This window comes from Staphylococcus massiliensis CCUG 55927 (assembly GCF_000298075.1).
In the GTDB taxonomy this organism is placed as follows: Bacteria; Bacillota; Bacilli; order Staphylococcales; family Staphylococcaceae; genus Staphylococcus; species Staphylococcus massiliensis.
The window spans coordinates 647056-666455 of record NZ_JH815593.1; the positions used below are offsets into that span (position 1 = coordinate 647056).

19 protein-coding genes are annotated in these 19400 nt (G+C 36.2%); 1 reads left to right on the top strand and 18 read right to left on the bottom strand.

Annotated elements, in window-relative coordinates; all coding sequences use genetic code 11:
- Nucleotides 1–9: 9 nt before the first annotated feature.
- The 17 genes from rseP to sucC form a co-directional block, all read right to left on the bottom strand.
- Nucleotides 10–1266, bottom strand: a complete 1257-nt coding sequence (gene rseP, locus A33S_RS0103460) for an RIP metalloprotease RseP (protein WP_037556753.1) — start codon at nt 1264–1266, stop codon at nt 10–12.
- A 28-nt stretch (nt 1267–1294) separates the two neighbouring features.
- Nucleotides 1295–2425 (bottom strand): 1-deoxy-D-xylulose-5-phosphate reductoisomerase, encoded by a 1131-nt coding sequence (locus tag A33S_RS0103465; protein ID WP_009381738.1) that lies wholly within the window; start codon nt 2423–2425, stop codon nt 1295–1297.
- Between the two features lie 14 nt (nt 2426–2439).
- Nucleotides 2440–3222: a phosphatidate cytidylyltransferase gene (locus A33S_RS0103470; protein ID WP_009381736.1), complete on the bottom strand. Its 783-nt coding sequence runs from the start codon at nt 3220–3222 to the stop codon at nt 2440–2442.
- A gap of 15 nt (nt 3223–3237) precedes the next feature.
- On the bottom strand, nt 3238–3996 hold the full coding sequence (locus tag A33S_RS0103475) for an isoprenyl transferase (RefSeq protein WP_009381734.1): 759 nt from the start codon (nt 3994–3996) through the stop codon (nt 3238–3240).
- Between the two features lie 153 nt (nt 3997–4149).
- Nucleotides 4150–4704, bottom strand: a complete 555-nt coding sequence (gene frr, locus A33S_RS0103480) for a ribosome recycling factor (protein ID WP_009381732.1) — start codon at nt 4702–4704, stop codon at nt 4150–4152.
- A gap of 15 nt (nt 4705–4719) precedes the next feature.
- On the bottom strand, nt 4720–5442 hold the full coding sequence (gene pyrH / locus A33S_RS0103485; protein ID WP_009381731.1) for a UMP kinase: 723 nt from the start codon (nt 5440–5442) through the stop codon (nt 4720–4722).
- 160 nt (nt 5443–5602) lie between these two features.
- Nucleotides 5603–6484 (bottom strand): translation elongation factor Ts, encoded by an 882-nt coding sequence (gene tsf, locus A33S_RS0103490; RefSeq protein WP_009381729.1) that lies wholly within the window; start codon nt 6482–6484, stop codon nt 5603–5605.
- Nucleotides 6485–6569: 85 nt separating this feature from the next.
- Nucleotides 6570–7355 (bottom strand): 30S ribosomal protein S2, encoded by a 786-nt coding sequence (rpsB, locus tag A33S_RS0103495; protein WP_009381728.1) that lies wholly within the window; start codon nt 7353–7355, stop codon nt 6570–6572.
- Nucleotides 7356–7516: 161 nt separating this feature from the next.
- A complete protein-coding gene (codY, locus tag A33S_RS0103500; protein WP_009381726.1) occupies nt 7517–8290 on the bottom strand; it encodes a GTP-sensing pleiotropic transcriptional regulator CodY in 774 nt (257 codons plus the stop codon).
- A 24-nt stretch (nt 8291–8314) separates the two neighbouring features.
- On the bottom strand, nt 8315–9718 hold the full coding sequence (hslU, locus tag A33S_RS0103505; RefSeq protein WP_009381724.1) for an ATP-dependent protease ATPase subunit HslU: 1404 nt from the start codon (nt 9716–9718) through the stop codon (nt 8315–8317).
- A 15-nt stretch (nt 9719–9733) separates the two neighbouring features.
- On the bottom strand, nt 9734–10276 hold the full coding sequence (gene hslV / locus A33S_RS0103510) for an ATP-dependent protease subunit HslV (RefSeq protein ID WP_009381722.1): 543 nt from the start codon (nt 10274–10276) through the stop codon (nt 9734–9736).
- Entirely contained in the window at nt 10276–11169 is an 894-nt protein-coding gene (xerC, locus tag A33S_RS0103515; protein ID WP_009381721.1) for a tyrosine recombinase XerC, read from the bottom strand. Before xerC ends, hslV begins: the two co-directional genes overlap by 1 nt.
- 130 nt (nt 11170–11299) lie before the next feature.
- Nucleotides 11300–12607: an FADH(2)-oxidizing methylenetetrahydrofolate--tRNA-(uracil(54)-C(5))-methyltransferase TrmFO gene (trmFO, locus tag A33S_RS0103520; RefSeq protein WP_017176563.1), complete on the bottom strand. Its 1308-nt coding sequence runs from the start codon at nt 12605–12607 to the stop codon at nt 11300–11302.
- Between the two features lie 105 nt (nt 12608–12712).
- Complete coding sequence (topA, locus tag A33S_RS0103525) at nt 12713–14800, bottom strand: type I DNA topoisomerase (RefSeq protein ID WP_193765454.1); 2088 nt, start codon at nt 14798–14800, stop codon at nt 12713–12715.
- Between the two features lie 78 nt (nt 14801–14878).
- A complete protein-coding gene (dprA, locus tag A33S_RS0103530; protein ID WP_009381718.1) occupies nt 14879–15757 on the bottom strand; it encodes a DNA-processing protein DprA in 879 nt (292 codons plus the stop codon).
- A gap of 192 nt (nt 15758–15949) precedes the next feature.
- Nucleotides 15950–16858, bottom strand: a complete 909-nt coding sequence (gene sucD / locus A33S_RS0103535) for a succinate--CoA ligase subunit alpha (RefSeq protein ID WP_009381717.1) — start codon at nt 16856–16858, stop codon at nt 15950–15952.
- A 21-nt stretch (nt 16859–16879) separates the two neighbouring features.
- Nucleotides 16880–18046: an ADP-forming succinate--CoA ligase subunit beta gene (sucC, locus tag A33S_RS0103540; protein ID WP_009381716.1), complete on the bottom strand. Its 1167-nt coding sequence runs from the start codon at nt 18044–18046 to the stop codon at nt 16880–16882.
- A gap of 287 nt (nt 18047–18333) precedes the next feature.
- Between sucC and A33S_RS0103545 the strand changes: the two genes are divergently transcribed.
- Nucleotides 18334–18663 carry a nucleoside triphosphate pyrophosphohydrolase family protein gene (locus A33S_RS0103545; protein WP_009381712.1) on the top strand — a complete coding sequence of 110 codons (330 nt, stop codon included), beginning with the start codon at nt 18334–18336 and terminating at the stop codon, nt 18661–18663.
- A gap of 88 nt (nt 18664–18751) precedes the next feature.
- Here the strand turns inward: A33S_RS0103545 and A33S_RS0103550 are convergent, their stop codons facing one another.
- Nucleotides 18752–19276 carry a hypothetical protein gene (locus tag A33S_RS0103550; RefSeq protein WP_009381711.1) on the bottom strand — a complete coding sequence of 175 codons (525 nt, stop codon included), beginning with the start codon at nt 19274–19276 and terminating at the stop codon, nt 18752–18754.
- Between the last annotated feature and the right edge of the window lie 124 nt (nt 19277–19400).

Genomic DNA, 19400 nt, shown 5'->3' on the forward strand with positions numbered 1-19400 from the left:
TCCTCCTTTTTATAAAAAGTAACGTTGTAAATCATTCCATGTTACTAAAATCATTATAACAATAACGAATATCGCACCAGCACCGATGATATATGTCTCAGCTTTTTTATTAACTGGCTTTCTAAATATCGCTTCGTAAATGACAAATAAGATTCTACCACCATCTAATGCAGGAATTGGTAGTAAGTTCATGATACCTAGGTTAACACTTAATAAAGCAGTCCAACCGATTAAGTTAATAATACCCGTTTTAACTACAGTATCAACGTTTTTATAAATACCAACTGGTCCATTAAGCATGTCGAATGAGAAACCACCAGTGAAGATACTCGCAATCATACCGACAACTGCTGTAAAGATGTATGTACCTGCTTTAAAGGTACGTTCAATACCATATATAAATGGCTCAAATATAGAATGTTTCATTTCAGGTGTGAAACCAAGTAAATACGACTCTACTGTTCGTGTTTTACTTACCTTTTGTTTGACCTTCTTAGGTGTAAACGTTGCAGTTTTCTCTTTGCCATCACGTTCATATGTTAACTTAGACGATTCACCTTTAGATTGATCTAAAGCATCTTTAACGTCTTGCTGTGAGTCAATTTTATGATCGTTAATTTTGGTGATCTCATCACCTTTTTGAAGGCCGATCTTCTCAGCTGGAAAGTCCTTTTCAATATCTTTAACGACATTACTTGGAACCCCTTGGAAATAAGCAAGTCCGATGAACAAGATACCAGCTAAAATGAAGTTGAATAATGGGCCTGCGAAAAGTGTTAAAAACTTTTGGTAAGGCTTCTTATAAGTAAGTTGACGGTACTTAGGTGCAATTTGGATAAGGCTACCATTTTCAACAAAGTAAGCTTTGTCTGCAATTTTATAACGATGACGTTCTTCATCAAAGCCCATGATACCTTCAGCGAACAAGTCGGATTTGAAATCACATTTCTTAACTTCCATAGATTCAATTTGTTGGAACTTATGTTGATCATCTAAGAGAATATGTGTGATCTCATCTTTATCATTAAGTTTAACTTTAATGTTCATACCTGGTTGCACGGGTGGTTCTTCTAAACCATCACCAGCCATACGTACATAACCACCTACAGGTAAAAGACGAATCGTATATAATGTTTCACCTTTACGAAAGTGATAAATTTTAGGACCCATCCCGATTGCAAATTCAGGACACATAATACCTGCTTTTTTAGCAAAATACATATGCCCAAATTCATGCACAAATACTAAAAGACCAAATACACACATGAATGCAATAATTGTAATTAACACTGATTTACACCTCGTAATTCTTAGATTTATAATACTGATCGACTTCTAAAATGTCTTCAAGTGTTGGATTTAATTTAACGTCGTGTTCGGACATTTCTTTTTCAATTAAATGCTCAATATCTAAAAATGAAATCTCACCTTTTAAAAATTTAGCAACTGCTACTTCGTTCACGGCATTTAATACAACTGGCATCGTACCACCGACTTTAATCGCATCATATGCGTATTTTAAGCAACGATAACGTTCTAAATCCATTTCATTAAAATGAAGTTTTTGAATGTCTGCTAAATTTAATGATGGTGCATCATGCTTGATACGTTCTGGATACGTGAATGCGTACTGAATCGGCATTCGCATATCAGGCGTACCAAGCTGAGCCATCACACTTGTATCTTCAAATTCTACCATCGAATGAATAATACTCTCTTTATGTAGGATAGTCTCAATTTGATCAATATCTAAATCGAAAAGCCATTTCGCTTCTATAACTTCAAACCCTTTATTCATCATAGTAGCTGAGTCTATTGTAATTTTGTGACCCATAGACCAGTTAGGGTGATTCAGTGCATCTTCCACAGTAACATCTTTAAGTTCGTCTCGAGATAAATCTCTAAAAGAACCGCCACTAGCAGTAATTACGACTTTCTTTATTTTCTTAGGGTCTTCCCCATTTAAACATTGAAAAATCGCAGCATGCTCTGAATCAACTGGTAGAACTGCTACGTTGTTCGCTTTGGCATGCTGCATCACAATTTCGCCAGCAACAACAAGTGTTTCCTTGTTTGCTAAAGCAATATCTTTCTTAGCTTCAATCGCTTGGATGGTTGGTCTTAAGCCTACACTTCCAAGTAAAGAATTCAATACGACATCCGATTTATGGAATGTCGCAACTTCAATTAACCCTTGTTGTCCTGAAACAACTTTTATATCATACGCAGATAACGCTGCTTTATCTTCACTTAACTTAACTGAAACTAATTCAGGGTTATGTTCTTCAATAACCTGTTTTGCAAGTTCAATATTTTCTCCTACTGAAAATGCGACTAATTTAAATTCATCTGGGTGATTTTTAATCACGTCTAAAGCTTGTGCTCCAATAGAACCTGAAGCACCTAGTATCGCTATATTTTTCATAAATTTAATTCACCTTAGTTTTGGATTAATAAAATATTCATAAGTGGTAAAACGAACATGAAACTATCAAATCGATCTAAAATACCACCATGACCTGGTAATAGACGACCCGAATCTTTCACACCAAAGTGACGTTTAAATCCAGATTCTACAAGGTCACCTAATTGACCAAACATACTAAAAATAACAGTACTAATTAACAATAACCACATCGGGTAATGGAAATCAACAACGAGGCTTAGTAAAAGTGGTACTAATAAACTACAGAATATCCCACCAATAAAACCTTCTATTGTCTTATTTGGACTAATGACCGGCCATAACTTGTGTTTACCAATCATTTTACCGAATATATACGCACCCGTATCTGTCAACCAAACCGTACATAAAGCAAGTAAAATAAATTGTAAACCAGCTGTTCTTGTTTCGTAGAAGTACATGAAGCCGATTCCAACATAAGCAATACTCATAAGACAAAATGCCGCATCCATAAAACTAAAACGGTTTTTAGACATAACCGTATAGCTTAAAAATACGAAACTTAGAATCGTAAGCGTTTTTAATTGGTAGACACCGACCCATGATCCAGCGTTTTGTGGGAACATGATAATCAATAGTGCCAAAGTACTGATTAATCCAGGGATGGATAAAATTTTGATTTGGTTCATATTCAAAAGCTCTTTTAAAGCGATGATAGCAAGTAAATATGAAAACGCAATTAAAGGCGTACCACCGTAAAGTACAAACGGTAAAAAGACGAGTAATGCTATTATCGTCGTAATAGTTCTTACTTTCATAATAAGCTCCTTAACTTACAATCCTCCAAATCGTCTTTGACGGGATTGATATATTTTTATACATTCTTTTAGATCATCTGCATCGAAATCTGGCCATAGCTTTGAATTGAATATAAATTCACTATATGAAAGTTGCCAAATTAAGAAATTACTAATACGTTGTTCTCCAGATGTACGAATTAATAATTCAGGATCTGGGTAATGTTTAGTCATAAGATGAGAAGAGAATTGTGCTTCAGTTAAATCATCGATAGACTGCTCACTATTTTGTAACTCATGATAAAGTGATTTCACGCTATGGATAATTTCTGCACGTCCACCATAGTTAATCGCAAAAATAAGACGTAAACCTTGGTTATCCTTCGTACGTGCTTTTGCAGTTTCAATTGCTTCACGTGTCTTTTCAGGCAATTGATCAACAAAACCAACTGTCTCAACCTTTACGTCTTTTTCAATAAGTTCTGGTAAGAATGTAGATAAGAAATCTATCGGTAAACTCATAATATACTTAACTTCTTTTTCAGGTCTTGACCAATTCTCCGTTGAAAAGGCATATAACGTTAAATATTTTACTCCAATATTACTTGCTTCGCGCGTAATTCTCTTAATCGTTTGCATACCTTCATAATGTCCTTTAATACGCGCTAGTTTGCGATTTTTAGCCCATCTACCATTACCATCCATAATTATAGCGATATGTTCTGGAATATTATGTAAATCTAATTCTATATTCTGTTTATCTGTATCTTTTTTATTTTTAAACTTATTAAACATGGTCTATCCTCCGCGCCTGACTATCTCTCTGTATTATAATAGGTTTTTCATGCAATTATCTACCATTTTATCACACAGAACGGCTTGGTTGAATAAACAAACAAAAAAACTGTACCAAAGTTGTATTTGGCACAGTTCTTAAATGTTTATATATTATACAGCCATAACGTCTTTCTCTTTATCATCAACTAATGTGTCGATGTCTTTGATAGACGCATCTGTAATCTTTTGAACTTCATCTGTTTGACTTCTTAATTCGTCTTCAGAAATCTCACCGTTCTTTTCTTCTTTCTTAAGCGCATCGTTCGCATCACGACGGATGTTACGGATAGAAACTTTACCATTTTCACCAAGCTTCTTAACTTCTTTGAAGATTTCTTTACGACGTTCTTCAGTTAATGCTGGTACCGTGATACGGATTACTTCGCCATCGCTTGAAGGATTTACACCTAAGTTCGCTGCGTTAATCGCACGCACAATATCATCTAAAGATGACTTATCATATGGAGATAGTACAAGTAAACGTGCTTCTGGAACGTTAATACTTGCTAATTGTTGAACTGGAGTTGGCGCACCGTAATAGTCAACGTTAACACCGTTTAATAAGTTAGAGTTAGCACGACCTGCACTAATGTTTGCAAGTTCACGTGATAAACTATCGATCGATTTTTTCATTCTTGTCTTAGCATCTGCAATGATGTCAGCCATTTCTTTCACCTCAAATTATTTTGTAATTAATGTACCAATTTTCTCACCCATAACAGCACGTTTAATGTTACCTTCTTCCATAATTGAGAAGACTGTTAATGGAATATTATTGTCCATACAGAATGATGAAGCAGTAGAATCCATAACTTGTAAGCCTTCTTGTAACATTTGAATGTGAGTTAAGTGGTCATATTTCTTAGCATCGCTATTTGTCTTAGGATCTGCAGAGTAAACACCATCTACATTGTTTTTACCCATTAAGATAACGTCTGCTTCTACTTCAGCAGCACGTAATGCAGCTGTTGTATCAGTAGAGAAGTATGGATTACCGATACCTGCAGCGAAGATTACAACGCGTTTCTTCTCTAAATGTCTGATAGCACGACGGCGGATGTATGGTTCAGCTACTTGCTTCATTTCAATTGAAGTTAGAACGCGTGTATCACAATCTAGTTGCTCTAAGCTATCTTGTAATGCTAATGCGTTCATCACTGTTGCAAGCATACCCATATAGTCAGCAGTACCACGGTCCATACCTAGATCGCTACCTGTTTTACCTCTCCAGATATTACCGCCACCAACGATAACTGCAATTTCACAGTCCATTTTAGATACTTCTGCTACTTGTTGTGCAATGCTTTTGATAATCATTGGATTAATACCAAATCCTTTATCGCCAGCTAATGCTTCTCCGCTAAGTTTCAAAACTACACGTTTATAATTAGAAGATTCAGTCATAGTCATTTCCTCTCTATAATCAGGATATGTACAATATACAATTAAAGAAGACACAATAGGTCTTCCTAAAAGCTTTAACTTTACTAAATAATAACATATTCATAAAGCTTTAAGCTATAAGGAAAACACAAAAGGTGCCTTCTTAACTGTTGATTGTGCTTTATTTATTCATTTGGCCTTTAACTTCATCAGCGAAGTTTTCATCACGTTTTTCTAAACCTTCACCAACTTCGTAACGTACGAAGTCAACAAGTTTACCGCCTTTAGATTTTAAGAAAGCTTCAACTGTTTGATCTGGGTCTTTAACGAAGTCTTGATCAACAGCACAGATTTCTTGTAAGTATTTACGTAAACGACCTTCAACCATTTTTTCAACGATGTTTTCTGGTTTACCTTCGTTAAGTGCTTGTTGTTTTAATACTTCTTTTTCGTGATCTAATTCTTCTTGGTTTACATCTTCAGATGAAACGTATTTAGGGTTGATAGCTGCAACGTGCATAGCTACGTCTTTAGCAGCTTCTTCATCGTTAGAACCTTCAACTACAGTTAATGCAGCGATACGTCCACCCATGTGTAAGTAAGCACCAAATGCGTCATCATCATTTTTAGTTCTTACAGCGAAACGACGAATGCTTAATTTTTCACCGATTGTAGCAACTTCTTCTGTCATACGATCAGAAACAGTTTGACCATTTTCAAATTTAGTTTCTAATAATTCTTCAACAGATGCTGGTTTAGTAGCAAGAATTTGGTTAGCAATTTCTTTTACTAGACCTTGGAAACCTTCATTACGAGCAACGAAGTCAGTTTCAGAGTTAACTTCAACTACTACTGCTTCATTTCCTTTAGTTTCAACGTGAGTAATACCTTCTGCAGCGATACGGTCAGCTTTTTTAGCTGCTTTTGAAATACCTTTTTCACGAAGGTAATCAATTGCTTTATCAATATCTCCATCAGTTTCAGTTAGCGCTTTTTTACAATCCATCATTCCTGCGCCAGTTTTTTCACGTAATTCTTTTACAAGTTTAGCTGAAATTGCCATTTTAATTCCTCCAATATGTTCTTGTTAATATATTTTAAAAAAAGGTGATAAGCTTATTATCTTATCACCCATTTTAAGAGTATACTTAGTTTGATTCAACAGATGTGTTTTCTTCTGATGATTCAGACTCTGATTTAGCCTCTTCATCAAGGTTGATGTTTTGCTCAGCCGCAACTTCTTCGTTAGAAACACCTTGTTGACCTTCTAAGATAGCATCTGCCATTTTACCAGTTAATAATTTAACGGCACGAATAGCATCGTCGTTTGCTGGGATCACATAATCGATTTCATCTGGATCACAGTTAGTATCAACAATACCTACGATTGGAATACGTAATTTACGAGCTTCCGCAATAGCATTACGCTCTTTACGAGGGTCAACTACGAATAATGCTTGAGGCATTGATTTCATATCACGAATACCGCCTAAGAATTTGATTAAGCGATCGTATTCTTTTTTAAGTTCAACTACTTCTTTTTTAGGAAGTACTTCGAAAGTACCGTCTTCTTCCATTTTTTCAATTTCAGAGATACGTTTAACACGTTTAGAAATTGTTTTGAAGTTTGTTAAGATTCCGCCTAACCATCTTTGGTTAACGTAGAATTGGCCAGCACGTTCTGCTTCAGCTTTAACTGAGTCTTGTGCTTGTTTTTTAGTACCAACGAATAGTACTTTACCGCCATCTTCTGATAATTGTTTAAGGAAGTTGTATGATTCCTCAACTTTCTTCACAGTTTTTTGAAGGTCGATGATATAGATACCATTTCTTTCTGTGAAGATGTATTTTTTCATTTTTGGGTTCCAACGGCGTGTTTGGTGACCGAAGTGAACACCTGCTTCTAGTAATTGTTTCATTGAAATTACTGCCATGTATAATTCCTCCTTGGTTTTTTCCTCCACATAAAACTCATATAAAGACGATTTATTAACATCGCACCTTTTATACTTTGGTTTTACGTGTGTGTGTTTAGCTTAATAGCCGCAAATAAATATATCATATACAAGTAGAAAAATCAACAGTCATTTATTGCTTATTTAGATTGACTTAATTCATCTAAGAATTGGTTTTTCTTAACTTTAATAAATGTACCCTTCATACCAAGTGATCTTGATTCAATAACGCCTGCACTTTCAAGTTTTCTAAGTGCGTTAACGATCACTGAACGTGTAATACCAACACGGTCTGCTACTTTAGAAGCGATAAGTAAACCTTCGTTGCCACCTAATTCTTCAAAGATATGATCAATTGCTTCTTTTTCTGAATAAGAAAGTGAATTAATAGCCATTGTAATCGCTGCTTTATCACGTGCTTCTTCTTCAACTTCTTTATGCTTTTCACGTAAGATTTCCATGCCGATTACAGTTGCAGCATATTCACCTATAACTAAGTCGTTATCGTCAAAGTCTTCACTTACACGACCTAGTACTAATGTACCTAAACGTTCTCCACCACCTAAAATAGGGAAAATCGTCGTTTGGCTTTCTTCGAATAAATCACGACTTTCTAATGGGAATACTGATAATTCATCTTCAATATCAATATTTGATGTCGTTTGAGAAACGTGCATTAATTTTTCAGTGTACTCTACAGGAATATGACGATCGTCTAACATGCGAATGATACGGTCATTTTTAAGTAGCTCGTTTAAGTTTGAACCTAGAATTTTACCTCTGCGTGAAACTATAAATACATTAGAAACTGAAACTTGGCTGATTGTTTGTGCAACATCTTTAAAGTCAACAGCAATACCTTTATGTTTTTGTAATAGTGTATTGAGTTCTCTAGTTTTCGCTAATAAGCTCATGATTCTTCTCCTTTTTTATGATATTTATAAAATAAATGCGCTTAAATCTTTGTTAGTTGAAATTGTTTTTAGTTTTTCGTCGACATATTGTGGTGTAATATCTACCACTGCATTAGGCATATTTGGTGCTTCAAATGATAAGTCTTCAAGCATTTTCTCAAGAATGGTATGCAAGCGACGCGCACCAATATTATCCGTATCTTGGTTAACTTGATATGCCATCTCAGCAAGTCGCTCAATCGCTTCATCAGTAAAGTTAACAGTTACGTCTTCAGTATTAAGAAGTAGTTCATACTGTTTAACTAATGAAAGCTTAGGCTCTTTTAAGATTCTTACAAAGTCTTCAGTTGTTAAACTTTCAAGTTCAACACGAATTGGGAAACGACCTTGTAATTCTGGTATTAAATCACTTGGTTTAGATACATGGAAAGCACCAGCACCAATGAAAAGCATATGTTCCGTACTTACAGTACCATATTTTGTCTGAACAACGCTACCTTCAAGGATTGGGAGTATATCTCGCTGTACACCTTGTCTTGAAACGTCTTGTCCATTGGACTGATTGTTGGTTGCAACTTTATCAATCTCATCTATAAATATAATACCCATTTGTTCAGCTAATTCTAACGCTTCTTGGTTTGCTGTTTCTTGATCAATCAATTCATCAGCGATATCGTTAGCTAATATTTTACGTGCAGTTTTAACTTTAACTTCACGTTCGACTTTCTTTTTAGGCATTAATTGATTCATCATGTCTTGCATTTGTTGGTTCTGGTTCATACCAAGCATGCCCATTGAACCCGGATCTTGTTCAACTTTGATTTTAACTTTCTCATTTTCAAGCTGACCGTTTAATAATTGTTGTTTAATTTCAGAACGTTTCGTTTTGATATCTTCTGTAGGAGGTTCTTCATCTTCATCTTGGTTAGGCCCAAAGTTAGGCATAGACATTCCAAACATATTCTCAAGTGGGTTATTACTTTGTTCTTTTTTCTTTTTCATACTCGGTACAAGTAATTTAACGAGTTTATCGTTCGCCTTTTCGATAGCCTCATCATGAACGTCGTTTTTCTTCTCTTCTTTTACTAATCGAACCGCACCATCTACTAAGTCACGCACCATGCTTTCGACATCGCGTCCGACATAACCAACTTCAGTAAATTTTATAGCTTCCACTTTAACAAAAGGCGCGCCAACGATCTTAGCCATGCGACGTGCAATTTCAGTTTTACCTACGCCTGTAGGTCCCATCATCAGGATATTCTTTGGAGCAATCTCTTGTTTAATTTCATCATCTAATAAGCTACGACGATAACGGTTGCGCAGTGCAATAGCGACCTTACGTTTCGCATCATCTTGACCAACGATGTACTCATTTAATTTTTCAACAATATCTTTAGGTGTTAATTTAACTTTGTTTTGTATCATTAGGACACTCCTTTATTACAAGTCTTCAACTATAATTTGGTCATTCGTGAACACGCAGATTTCAGAAGCAACTTTCAAACTCGCGTGTGCCATATCATGAGCGCTCATATCTGTAGCATGTTGTTTGAGCGCTCGGCCAGCACTTAATGCATAGTTACCACCAGAACCAATGGCGATTAAGTCATCATCTGGCGCAATCACTTCACCAGTACCGCTAACGAGTAAGATTGCATCTTTATTCATAACGATTAACATTGCTTCAAGTTGTCTCAGTTGTTTATCACCGCGCCATTCTTTAGCAAGTTCTACGGCTGCACGTTCTAAATTGCCACTATATTCTTGAAGTTTAGTCTCAAACATTTCGAATAAAGTAAACGCATCAGCTACGCTACCTGCAAATCCTGCAAGTACTTGGCTGTTATAAAGGCGTCGAACCTTACGTGCTGTTTGCTTCATGATGACTTGTTCGCCTAGCGTAACTTGTCCATCACCTGCCATCGCAGCGTGACCATTATGTCTAACCGCAAATATTGTTGTTGCATGAATTGAAGGTTTCATTAATCATTCTCCTTTTTTGCACGTGGATGCGCATTTAAATATACATTACGTAATTGACTATTCGTTACATGCGTATAGCGTCCCGTCGTAGATAAATTCACGTGACCTAATAAAGACTGGACTGTTCTCAAATCAGCGCCTCGGTTAAGCATGTGAGTTGCGAATGTGTGGCGAAGTTTATGTGGGTGAATTTTATTAACACCAGCTGTTCGCTTAACGACATCATTTAGCACATATCGCACACCACGCTCGGTAATAGGCTCACCTTTCATATTTACTAGTACATAATCGTGAGATACATGTTGAATTGGCTTAAACAATTCGAAATATTCAATCAGACTTTGGCGACAAAATTCCCCGAAAGGAACAATGCGCTCCTTATTACCTTTACCTAGTATTTTGATAAGTGAAAGCGATAAATCGATATCTTCACGTTTCATATGTACTAATTCAGATACCCGAATTCCAGTAGCATATAACAACTCCAAGATAACACGGTCGCGTAGCCCCTTTTTAGTATCTTGCTTAACCGTATCAAACATCGCGTCGATTTCCTCATCGTAAAAGAAATTAGGTAATCGTTTCGATTTTTTTGGATGAACAAGCTGAATAAAAGGATTGTTGACCTCTTGGTCATTAGCCATCCAGTACGTATAAAATGAACGTAACGTCGAAATTTTTCTCGAAACAGTCGTACGCGTTAAACCATTATCATAAAGATACGCTAAATAGTTACGAGCGTCTCGATACTCAAAATCTTCTAAATTCAAGCTTTCTTGTTCTAGAAATCGATTGAACTGGATGAGATCATCTTGATAAGCATGTAGTGTATGTGAGGAAAACATTTTTTCCGCATGTAACATATATAAAAATTCTTCTTGGATTTTATTCAACAAAAAACCCCTCCATCATTAGCATTGTAGCATAATCATGTAAGGGTTCGCATATAAAAACAAATAAAACGTTAAAAATATATTAGTTTAATACTTATAATTCATATAATATTGACACATAATAATTTGTTTAGTCTAACGTTTGTTTAAAATGATCTAAATACTCAAGTGCACGGTTCGCAAGTGTTTCGTAACGTAATTTCTTGTTTTTGATACGTTCTTCGAGTGATGGTAGGATACCAAAGTTTGCATTCATTGGTTGGAAGTTCTTATTATTTTTTGCATGTGAAATATAATAAGCCATACTACCTAACATCGTTTCACGAGGGAATATAACTGGTTTCTTGCCGTTAAGTTGGTTGGCAACGTTTAAACCAGCGATTAGTCCACTTGCTGCACTTTCTACATAACCTTCAACACCCGTCATTTGACCAGCAAAGTATAGATTATCGTGCCCTTTTAGTTGATACGTCTCGCTTAATACTTCTGGAGAATTGATAAATGTATTACGGTGCATAACGCCGTAACGAACGATTTCAACATTTTCAAGACCAGGAATTAAGCGAATCACTTCTTTTTGGGCACCCCATTTTAAGTGTGTTTGAAACCCAACAATGTTATATAAAGTTCCAGCTGCGTCATCTTGTCTCAGTTGCACAACAGCATATGGTCTTTCACCAGTTTTAGGATCTTCAAGTCCTACAGGCTTCATTGGACCAAATAATAATGTCTTACGTCCACGTTCAGCCATTACTTCAAACGGCATACACCCTTCAAAGTACTTTTCTTTCTCAAATTCGTTAACCGGTGCGACTTCAGCTTCTAATACAGCATCGTAAAAACGATTAAACTCTTCTTCCGTCATAGGACAATTTAAATACGCTGCTTCGCCTTTGTCATAACGCGATTTTAAATAAGCGATATCTAAATTAATTGAATCCTTTTCCACAATTGGAGCCGCTGCATCATAGAAGTATAGTTGGTCTTCACCTGTGATATTTACAATTTCTTGAGCTAAGTTTTCAGTCGTTAACGGACCTGTTGCAATGATAGTAGGTCCTTCAGGAATAGAATGTATTTCTTCATTACGGACTGTAACGTTTGGATGATTACGAAGTGTATCCGTAACATAACCTGCAAAGTCGTGTCTATCTACCGCTAGCGCACCACCAGCTGGTACACGCGCACTGTCTGCTGCTTTAATAATTAATGAATCAAGTTGGCGCATTTCTTCTTTAAGCACACCAACCGCATTTGTAAGTGCATTACCTCTTAACGAGTTTGAACATACAAGTTCTGCAAATTTATCCGTATGGTGCGCAGGCGTTTGCTTAACTGGACGCATTTCAAATAAATCTACTTTAATTCCTCGTTCAGCGAGTTGGTATGCAGCCTCAGAACCAGCAAGACCAGCACCAATAATATTAACCTTAGTCATAATATTACCTCCCTTTAAACGCATGAAGCGGTTGCCCCTATACTTGAAAATAAACGCTTAGGTTCATTTTCATAAGATTAGAAACAACCTGCTTGTATGCATCTATTATTTTTCAACTTCTTCTTTATAATCACAATTTGAGCAAATAACTTGGGATGAACGTCCTTTTTTATGTTGAACCAAGTAGGATTGACATTTTGGACAGTCTCTACCAAGTGGTTTATCCCACGAAATAAATTCACATTCTGGGTAATTAGAACAACCGTAGAACATACGATTTTTCTTAGATTTACGTTCTACAACTTCACCGTCTTTACATTTCGGACATTTAACACCAATAGATTTGATAATCGCTTTGGTGTTTCTGCAATCTGGGAAGTTCGAGCACGCCATGAATTTACCATAACGTCCCATTTTAATAACCATAGGCGATCCACATTTTTCACAATCTTCGCCAGCAGGTTCATCTTTAATTTCAATTTTTTCCATTTCTTCCTCAGCGCGTTCAACGTCCTTTTTGAAACTATCATAAAAGCGCGTGATGACTTTCTTCCATTCAGTATCACCATCGGCAATTTTATCAAGTAACGTTTCCATATTAACAGTAAAGTCTACATCTACAATTTCAGGAAAGTATTCCGTAACCTGTTCATTTACGATTTCACCTAATTCAGTAGGAACAAAGCGCTTACTTTCATTTTTAACGTAGTTACGCTTTTGAATCGTATCAATGGTAGGTGCGTACGTAGACGGTCGACCAATTTTAAGCTCTTCTAACGTTTTAACTAAACGTGCTTCTGTATATCGTGGAGGTGGTTGCGTAAAGTGTTGAGACGGTTCGATGTTCGTCGCAGTGACCTTTTCACCCTCTTCGATATTTGGAAGCTTATTCTCTTTATCTTTTTCTTGGTCATCCTTAGTTTCTACGTATAATGTCATGAAACCTTTAAATTTGATGGTTTGACCATTCGCACGGAACTTAATGTCGTTTTGTGTTAAGTCTAAAGCAACTGTATCTAAGATTGCAGGTGCCATTTGCGAAGCAACAAAACGTTCCCAAATTAATTTATATAAACGATACTGGTCTCTCGTTAAATACGATTTCATTTCGTCTGGAGATCTAAACGTACTCGTTGGTCGGATAGCTTCGTGGGCATCTTGGTCCCCTTGCTTACCTTTTTGTTTACGTTTAGATGTGTATTGATCACCATACGTATCAACAATATATTTATAAGCATCGCCTTTAGCATCTTGAGATATACGTGTTGAGTCAGTACGCATGTATGTGATTAAACCAACCGTACCTTTACGTTTTAAATCTATACCTTCATATAATTGTTGCGCAACCATCATCGTTTTACGTGCTTTGAAGTTTAACTTACGAGCTGCCTCTTGTTGAAGCGTTGACGTCGTAAACGGATTTGATGGATATCTCGTTTTCTCTTTCTTCGTAACTTTAGTAACTTCAAATTTATCGCCATCAAGTTCCGACGTGATGGCTTGAACATCATTTTTATTTTCTAATTTAAAAGGCTTGTTCTTATAATGAAGGAATTTAGCTTTGAATTTAGAACGTTTATATCTAAATTCACCTTCAATTTTCCAGTATTCTTCAGGTTTGAAATTACGGATTTCATTTTCACGGTCAATCACTAAACGTAATGCGACTGATTGAACACGTCCAGCTGACAAACCTTTTTTAACTTTCTTCCATAATACTGGTGAGATGTTATACCCCACTAATCTATCTAAAATACGACGCGCTTGTTGAGCATCCACTAAATCCATTTCGATTTCACGTGGGCTTTTAAAACTATCTTTAACGGCGTCTTTTGTAATTTCATTAAATACAACTCTAATTTTCTTTTCATCTTCAAGTTCTAAAATGTTTGCTAAATGCCAAGCAATTGCTTCACCTTCACGGTCAGGGTCACTTGCTAGATAAACTTTTTTAGCTTTCTTAGCATGGCGCTTTAATTCTTTAACTACCGGTCCTTTGCCCCGAATCGTAATATATTTAGGTTCACAATTATCCTCTACATCTATGCCCATACGACTTCTAGGTAAGTCTCTGACATGTCCCATAGATGCAACAACTTTGTATTTTTTACCTAAATATTTTTCAATAGTTTTAGCTTTTGCAGGCGATTCAACAATGACAAGATTATCTGCCAAAGTAGTTCCCCCTTGCATTTCTGATTTCAAAGATAAATGATAAACGTTACAATTTAGATTTGTCAATCTTTTAAATTAAAATGACTCAATTTAAATCTAAGATATTGTAAGATAATCCTCTAAAATATCCGACGCTTCTGTAACGATTTTCGCCCCTTCTTTCGCACGTTTCATATTGCCTTTCGTTAACTCATTAAACATTGAGCCTGGTAGCACATAAACATTTCGGTTTTGATCTAAAGCTTGATCAATAGTAATAAGTGCGCCACTTTGCTGGTTAGCTTCCGTGACTAAAACACCATTAGAAACGCCACTTATAATACGGTTTCGCTCTGGGAAACGAAACTTCGCTATTTTAGTAAATGGCGGATATTCTGAAATGGTGCAGTGATAGGTTTCAATCCAATGTCGCATATCGAGCGTTTCCTTAGGATAATGCATTTGATGACCGAATCCCAATACACCAACCGTATTTAATTGATGTTTTAGAGCCATTTCATGTGCACAAGCATCAGCTCCTTTAGCTAAACCTGAAACAATAACTAAATTTAAAGTTTTAAACTCAGGACATATAACGTCTAAGGCTCGTCTTGTGTATTCAGTTGCGTTACGAGACCCGACTATACTAAGTCCTCTTTGAGAAAGTCCTTTTAAGCAATCGAGGTTACCTTTCACAAATAAAAGTAAAGGTGCATCATATATTTCTCTCAAATTTTCAGGATATAACTGATCTTCTATGGACAGTACATGTATGTGGTCTAATTCAAGGTTACGACGAATATGATCAATGTTGATCGTTTGGAAACGTTGGTATTTTTTCTTCCATTGAAAAGGAATATCTTCCGGGGCATCGCCAAAAAAGTTATGTATTTCTAATTCATCATCTAAACTTAAGTGGAATTGTAACAGAAGTTTATAAATGTCACGTGTAGAAAAATGAGCGTAGCTTAATTTTAATAATAAATTTTGATTCAAACATACCACCTCTTAAATTTATTTTAAGTCAAAATAAATCGGTGGTGTTTTACAGTTTCAATACGTTTTCTAGTGAAGTTTAATGGGAACGTTAAGAGTACCGAAAATTTGAAAACTGTAACCTAAATGATGGCATGACAAATACCCGTGAACAATCGTCCACGGGTAACGTCATCTATAAAATTAATCAAATTATTTTTCTACTGTTAATAAGCTTTCGTAGATACCTGCATCTTTAGCAGCTTTGATTAAAGTAGTACCGATTTCTGATGGCGTATCAGCTGTTTCAACACCACAGTCATTAAGTGTTTTGATTTTTTCTTCAGCTGTACCTTTACCACCTGAGATAATCGCACCAGCGTGACCCATACGTTTACCTGGAGGTGCAGTTTGACCACCAATGAAGCCTACTACTGGTTTGTTCATGTTTTCTTTAATCCATTCAGCAGCTTCTTCTTCAGCTGTACCGCCGATTTCACCAATCATAACTACTGCTTTAGTATCTTCATCTTCATTGAACGCTTTTAATACGTCGATGAAGTTAGTACCGTTAACTGGGTCGCCACCGATACCAACTGCTGAAGATTGACCGATACCTTCTTCAGTTAATTGATGTACTGCTTCATAAGTTAATGTACCTGAACGAGATACAACACCTACATGGCCACCTTTGTGGATGTAACCTGGCATGATACCAATTTTACATTCATCAGGTGTAATAACACCAGGACAGTTAGGTCCAACTAAGCGTGTTTTCTTACCTTCCATGTAACGCTTAACTTTAACCATGTCTACAACAGGAATGTGTTCAGTGATACAGATAGCCAAATCTAATTCAGCATCTGTACATTCTAAAATCGCATCTGCAGCGAATGGTGCAGGTACGTAAATTACTGAAACATTAGCACCTGTTTCTTGTTTTGCTTCTTCTACTGTATTGAATACTGGTACACCTTCAACAACTTGTCCACCTTTACCTGGTGTAACACCAGCTACGATTTGTGTACCATATTCTAACATTTGTTTTGTATGGAAAAGGGCAGTTGACCCTGTAATACCTTGAACGATTACTTTTGTATTCTTATCAATAAATACACTCATTTTCGTGCTCCCATCCTTTCCTTACGCTTCTTGTACAAGTTTTACAATCTTTTGTGCACCTTCAGCCATTGTTGAAGCTGATTCGATTGCTAAACCTGACTCATCTAAGATTTGTTTACCTAATTCAACGTTTGTACCTTCAAGTCGAACAACTAATGGTAATTTTAATTCAACTTCTTTAACCGCTGCTACGATACCTTCTGCGATAACATCACATTTCATGATTCCACCGAAGATATTTACAAAGATACCTTTAACATTGTCATCACCTAAGATGATTTTGAATGCTTCAGTAACTTTTTCTTTAGTAGCACCGCCACCAACGTCTAGGAAGTTAGCTGGGTTTCCACCGAAATGATTGATTGTATCCATAGTTGCCATAGCAAGACCTGCACCATTAACCATACAGCCAATGTTACCGTCTAAAGCAATATATGATAAATCGTATTTAGAAGCTTCGATTTCTTTTGGATCTTCTTCTTCTAAATCTCTTAATTCTAAGATATCTTTATGTCTAAATAATGCGTTGTCATCAAAATTAATTTTAGCATCAAGTGCTAATACTTCCCCTTCACCTGTTGTAACAAGTGGATTGATTTCAACGATTGAACAATCTTTTTCAACGAATACGTTGTAAAGTGAAATTAAGAATTTAGCCGCTTTATTGATTGATTCTTTAGGAATGTTGATGTTGAATGCAATACGACGTGCTTGGTATGGCGCTAAGCCAACAACTGGGTCGATTGATTCCTTAAAAATCTTTTCAGGTGTTTGAGCTGCTACTTCTTCGATTTCAGTACCGCCTTCTTCAGATGCCATTAAAGTGACACTGTCAGTAGCACGGTCGATAACGAATCCAACGTAGTATTCTTTTTGGATGTCGCAACCTTCTTCAATGTATAAACGTTTAACTTCTTTACCTTCAGGACCAGTTTGATGTGTAACTAATTGCTTACCTAGTAATTCTTTAGCATAATCTTCAACTTCTGATAAAGACTTAGCAATTTTAACACCGCCAGCTTTACCACGACCACCAGCATGTATTTGAGCTTTAACTACATATACATCTGATTCTAATTGTTTTGCTTTTTCTACAGCTTCTTGAGCAGAGTAAGCAACATGCCCGTTAGGCACTGCTACGCCCATAGAGCGAAAAATTTCTTTACCTTGATACTCATGGATATTCATACTCCATCCTCCTGTTTCTTAGGTTAAGTTCAATAACAATTATAAGTAATGTAAGCGCTATTGTAAACTGTAAGCGCCTGAGTTTTTCTAATATTCATTACATTCTGCAAAACCGGTGTAAAATCCCTTTATTAAAGTATATTTATCGCATTTTTGTGAAATATATCACAAAAATAGTCGTCGCTTACTGAGCTTTTCAGATAATATACGCCCTTTCTAATAGATGACTTGAGCCAATTTATGCTAAATTTTATTAGGGTATTATTATCAAAAAGGAGTGACATGTCATGAATTTCCAAGATTATCATAACGAGGCACGACGTACGATGGATGAGACAAGTACGCAAAGTGAGCAGTTGCTTAATAGTGGTTTAGGCTTAACGGGTGAAGCTGGCGAGGTCGCTGATATGATTAAGAAGCACCACTTTCACGGTCACCCTTTAGTTCGTGATGCTATCGCAAAGGAACTCGGTGATATCATGTGGTACATTGCATATTGTGCTGAAGCGCTTGATTTATCTATGGAGGATATTGCGAAGATGAATATTGCTAAGCTTAAGAAACGCTATCCGAATGGGTTTACGCAGCATGATTCAATTCACCGCACTGATGACTAAATATTTCTCTCAACTCGCTCTAATTTAAAAGCCACACCTCAACCTAATTTGGGATGAGTGTGTGGCCTTATTACCTTATACGCATGAACTAACTATGTGAAACTTGGTTAAGCATATGTGTGTACGCACTAATGATATCGATACCAACGAGAGCTTCGTATTCAATGTTAACTTGAGCGTCGAAACAAGATCTTTCTAGGTCGAACAATTCGACATCGACACTTTCATCTTTAACATCGATGACCTTTGCATGAAGTAAATTTTCTTCATTTATTGCTACGAAAGTTGCTATAAGTTGATGTTCCTGAATGTAAGAACATGCTTCTTTAAAGTTATCTACAACAGGGCGTAATTCTGAAAGGTTGTAAACGTCGTAGGTACGATTAGATTTATTAAATTGAATGATTTCTTCGTACAATTTAAGGTACGGCGTTTGAGATCGATACGATTTTATCTCTTGCTTTGATCTAATTTGATAACTGTCGAAAGTACCTAACTCAGATATTGTTTCAAGCACCGCGTACTCATTATTATCATAAATTTGATAACCTACCGTAAAACTATCACTAAATGCTGCCGGCTTCGCGTAAATTTCTACGAGTTCTTTAGTCATACAATCACCTCGTCTATTAAGGTGATATGCATGGCAACTTTTAAACAAGGAATCGTGATGTAATCAGTCATAAGATGCACCTCTTTAAGTTGATATTAGTATTTTACACATAAATATACCTTAT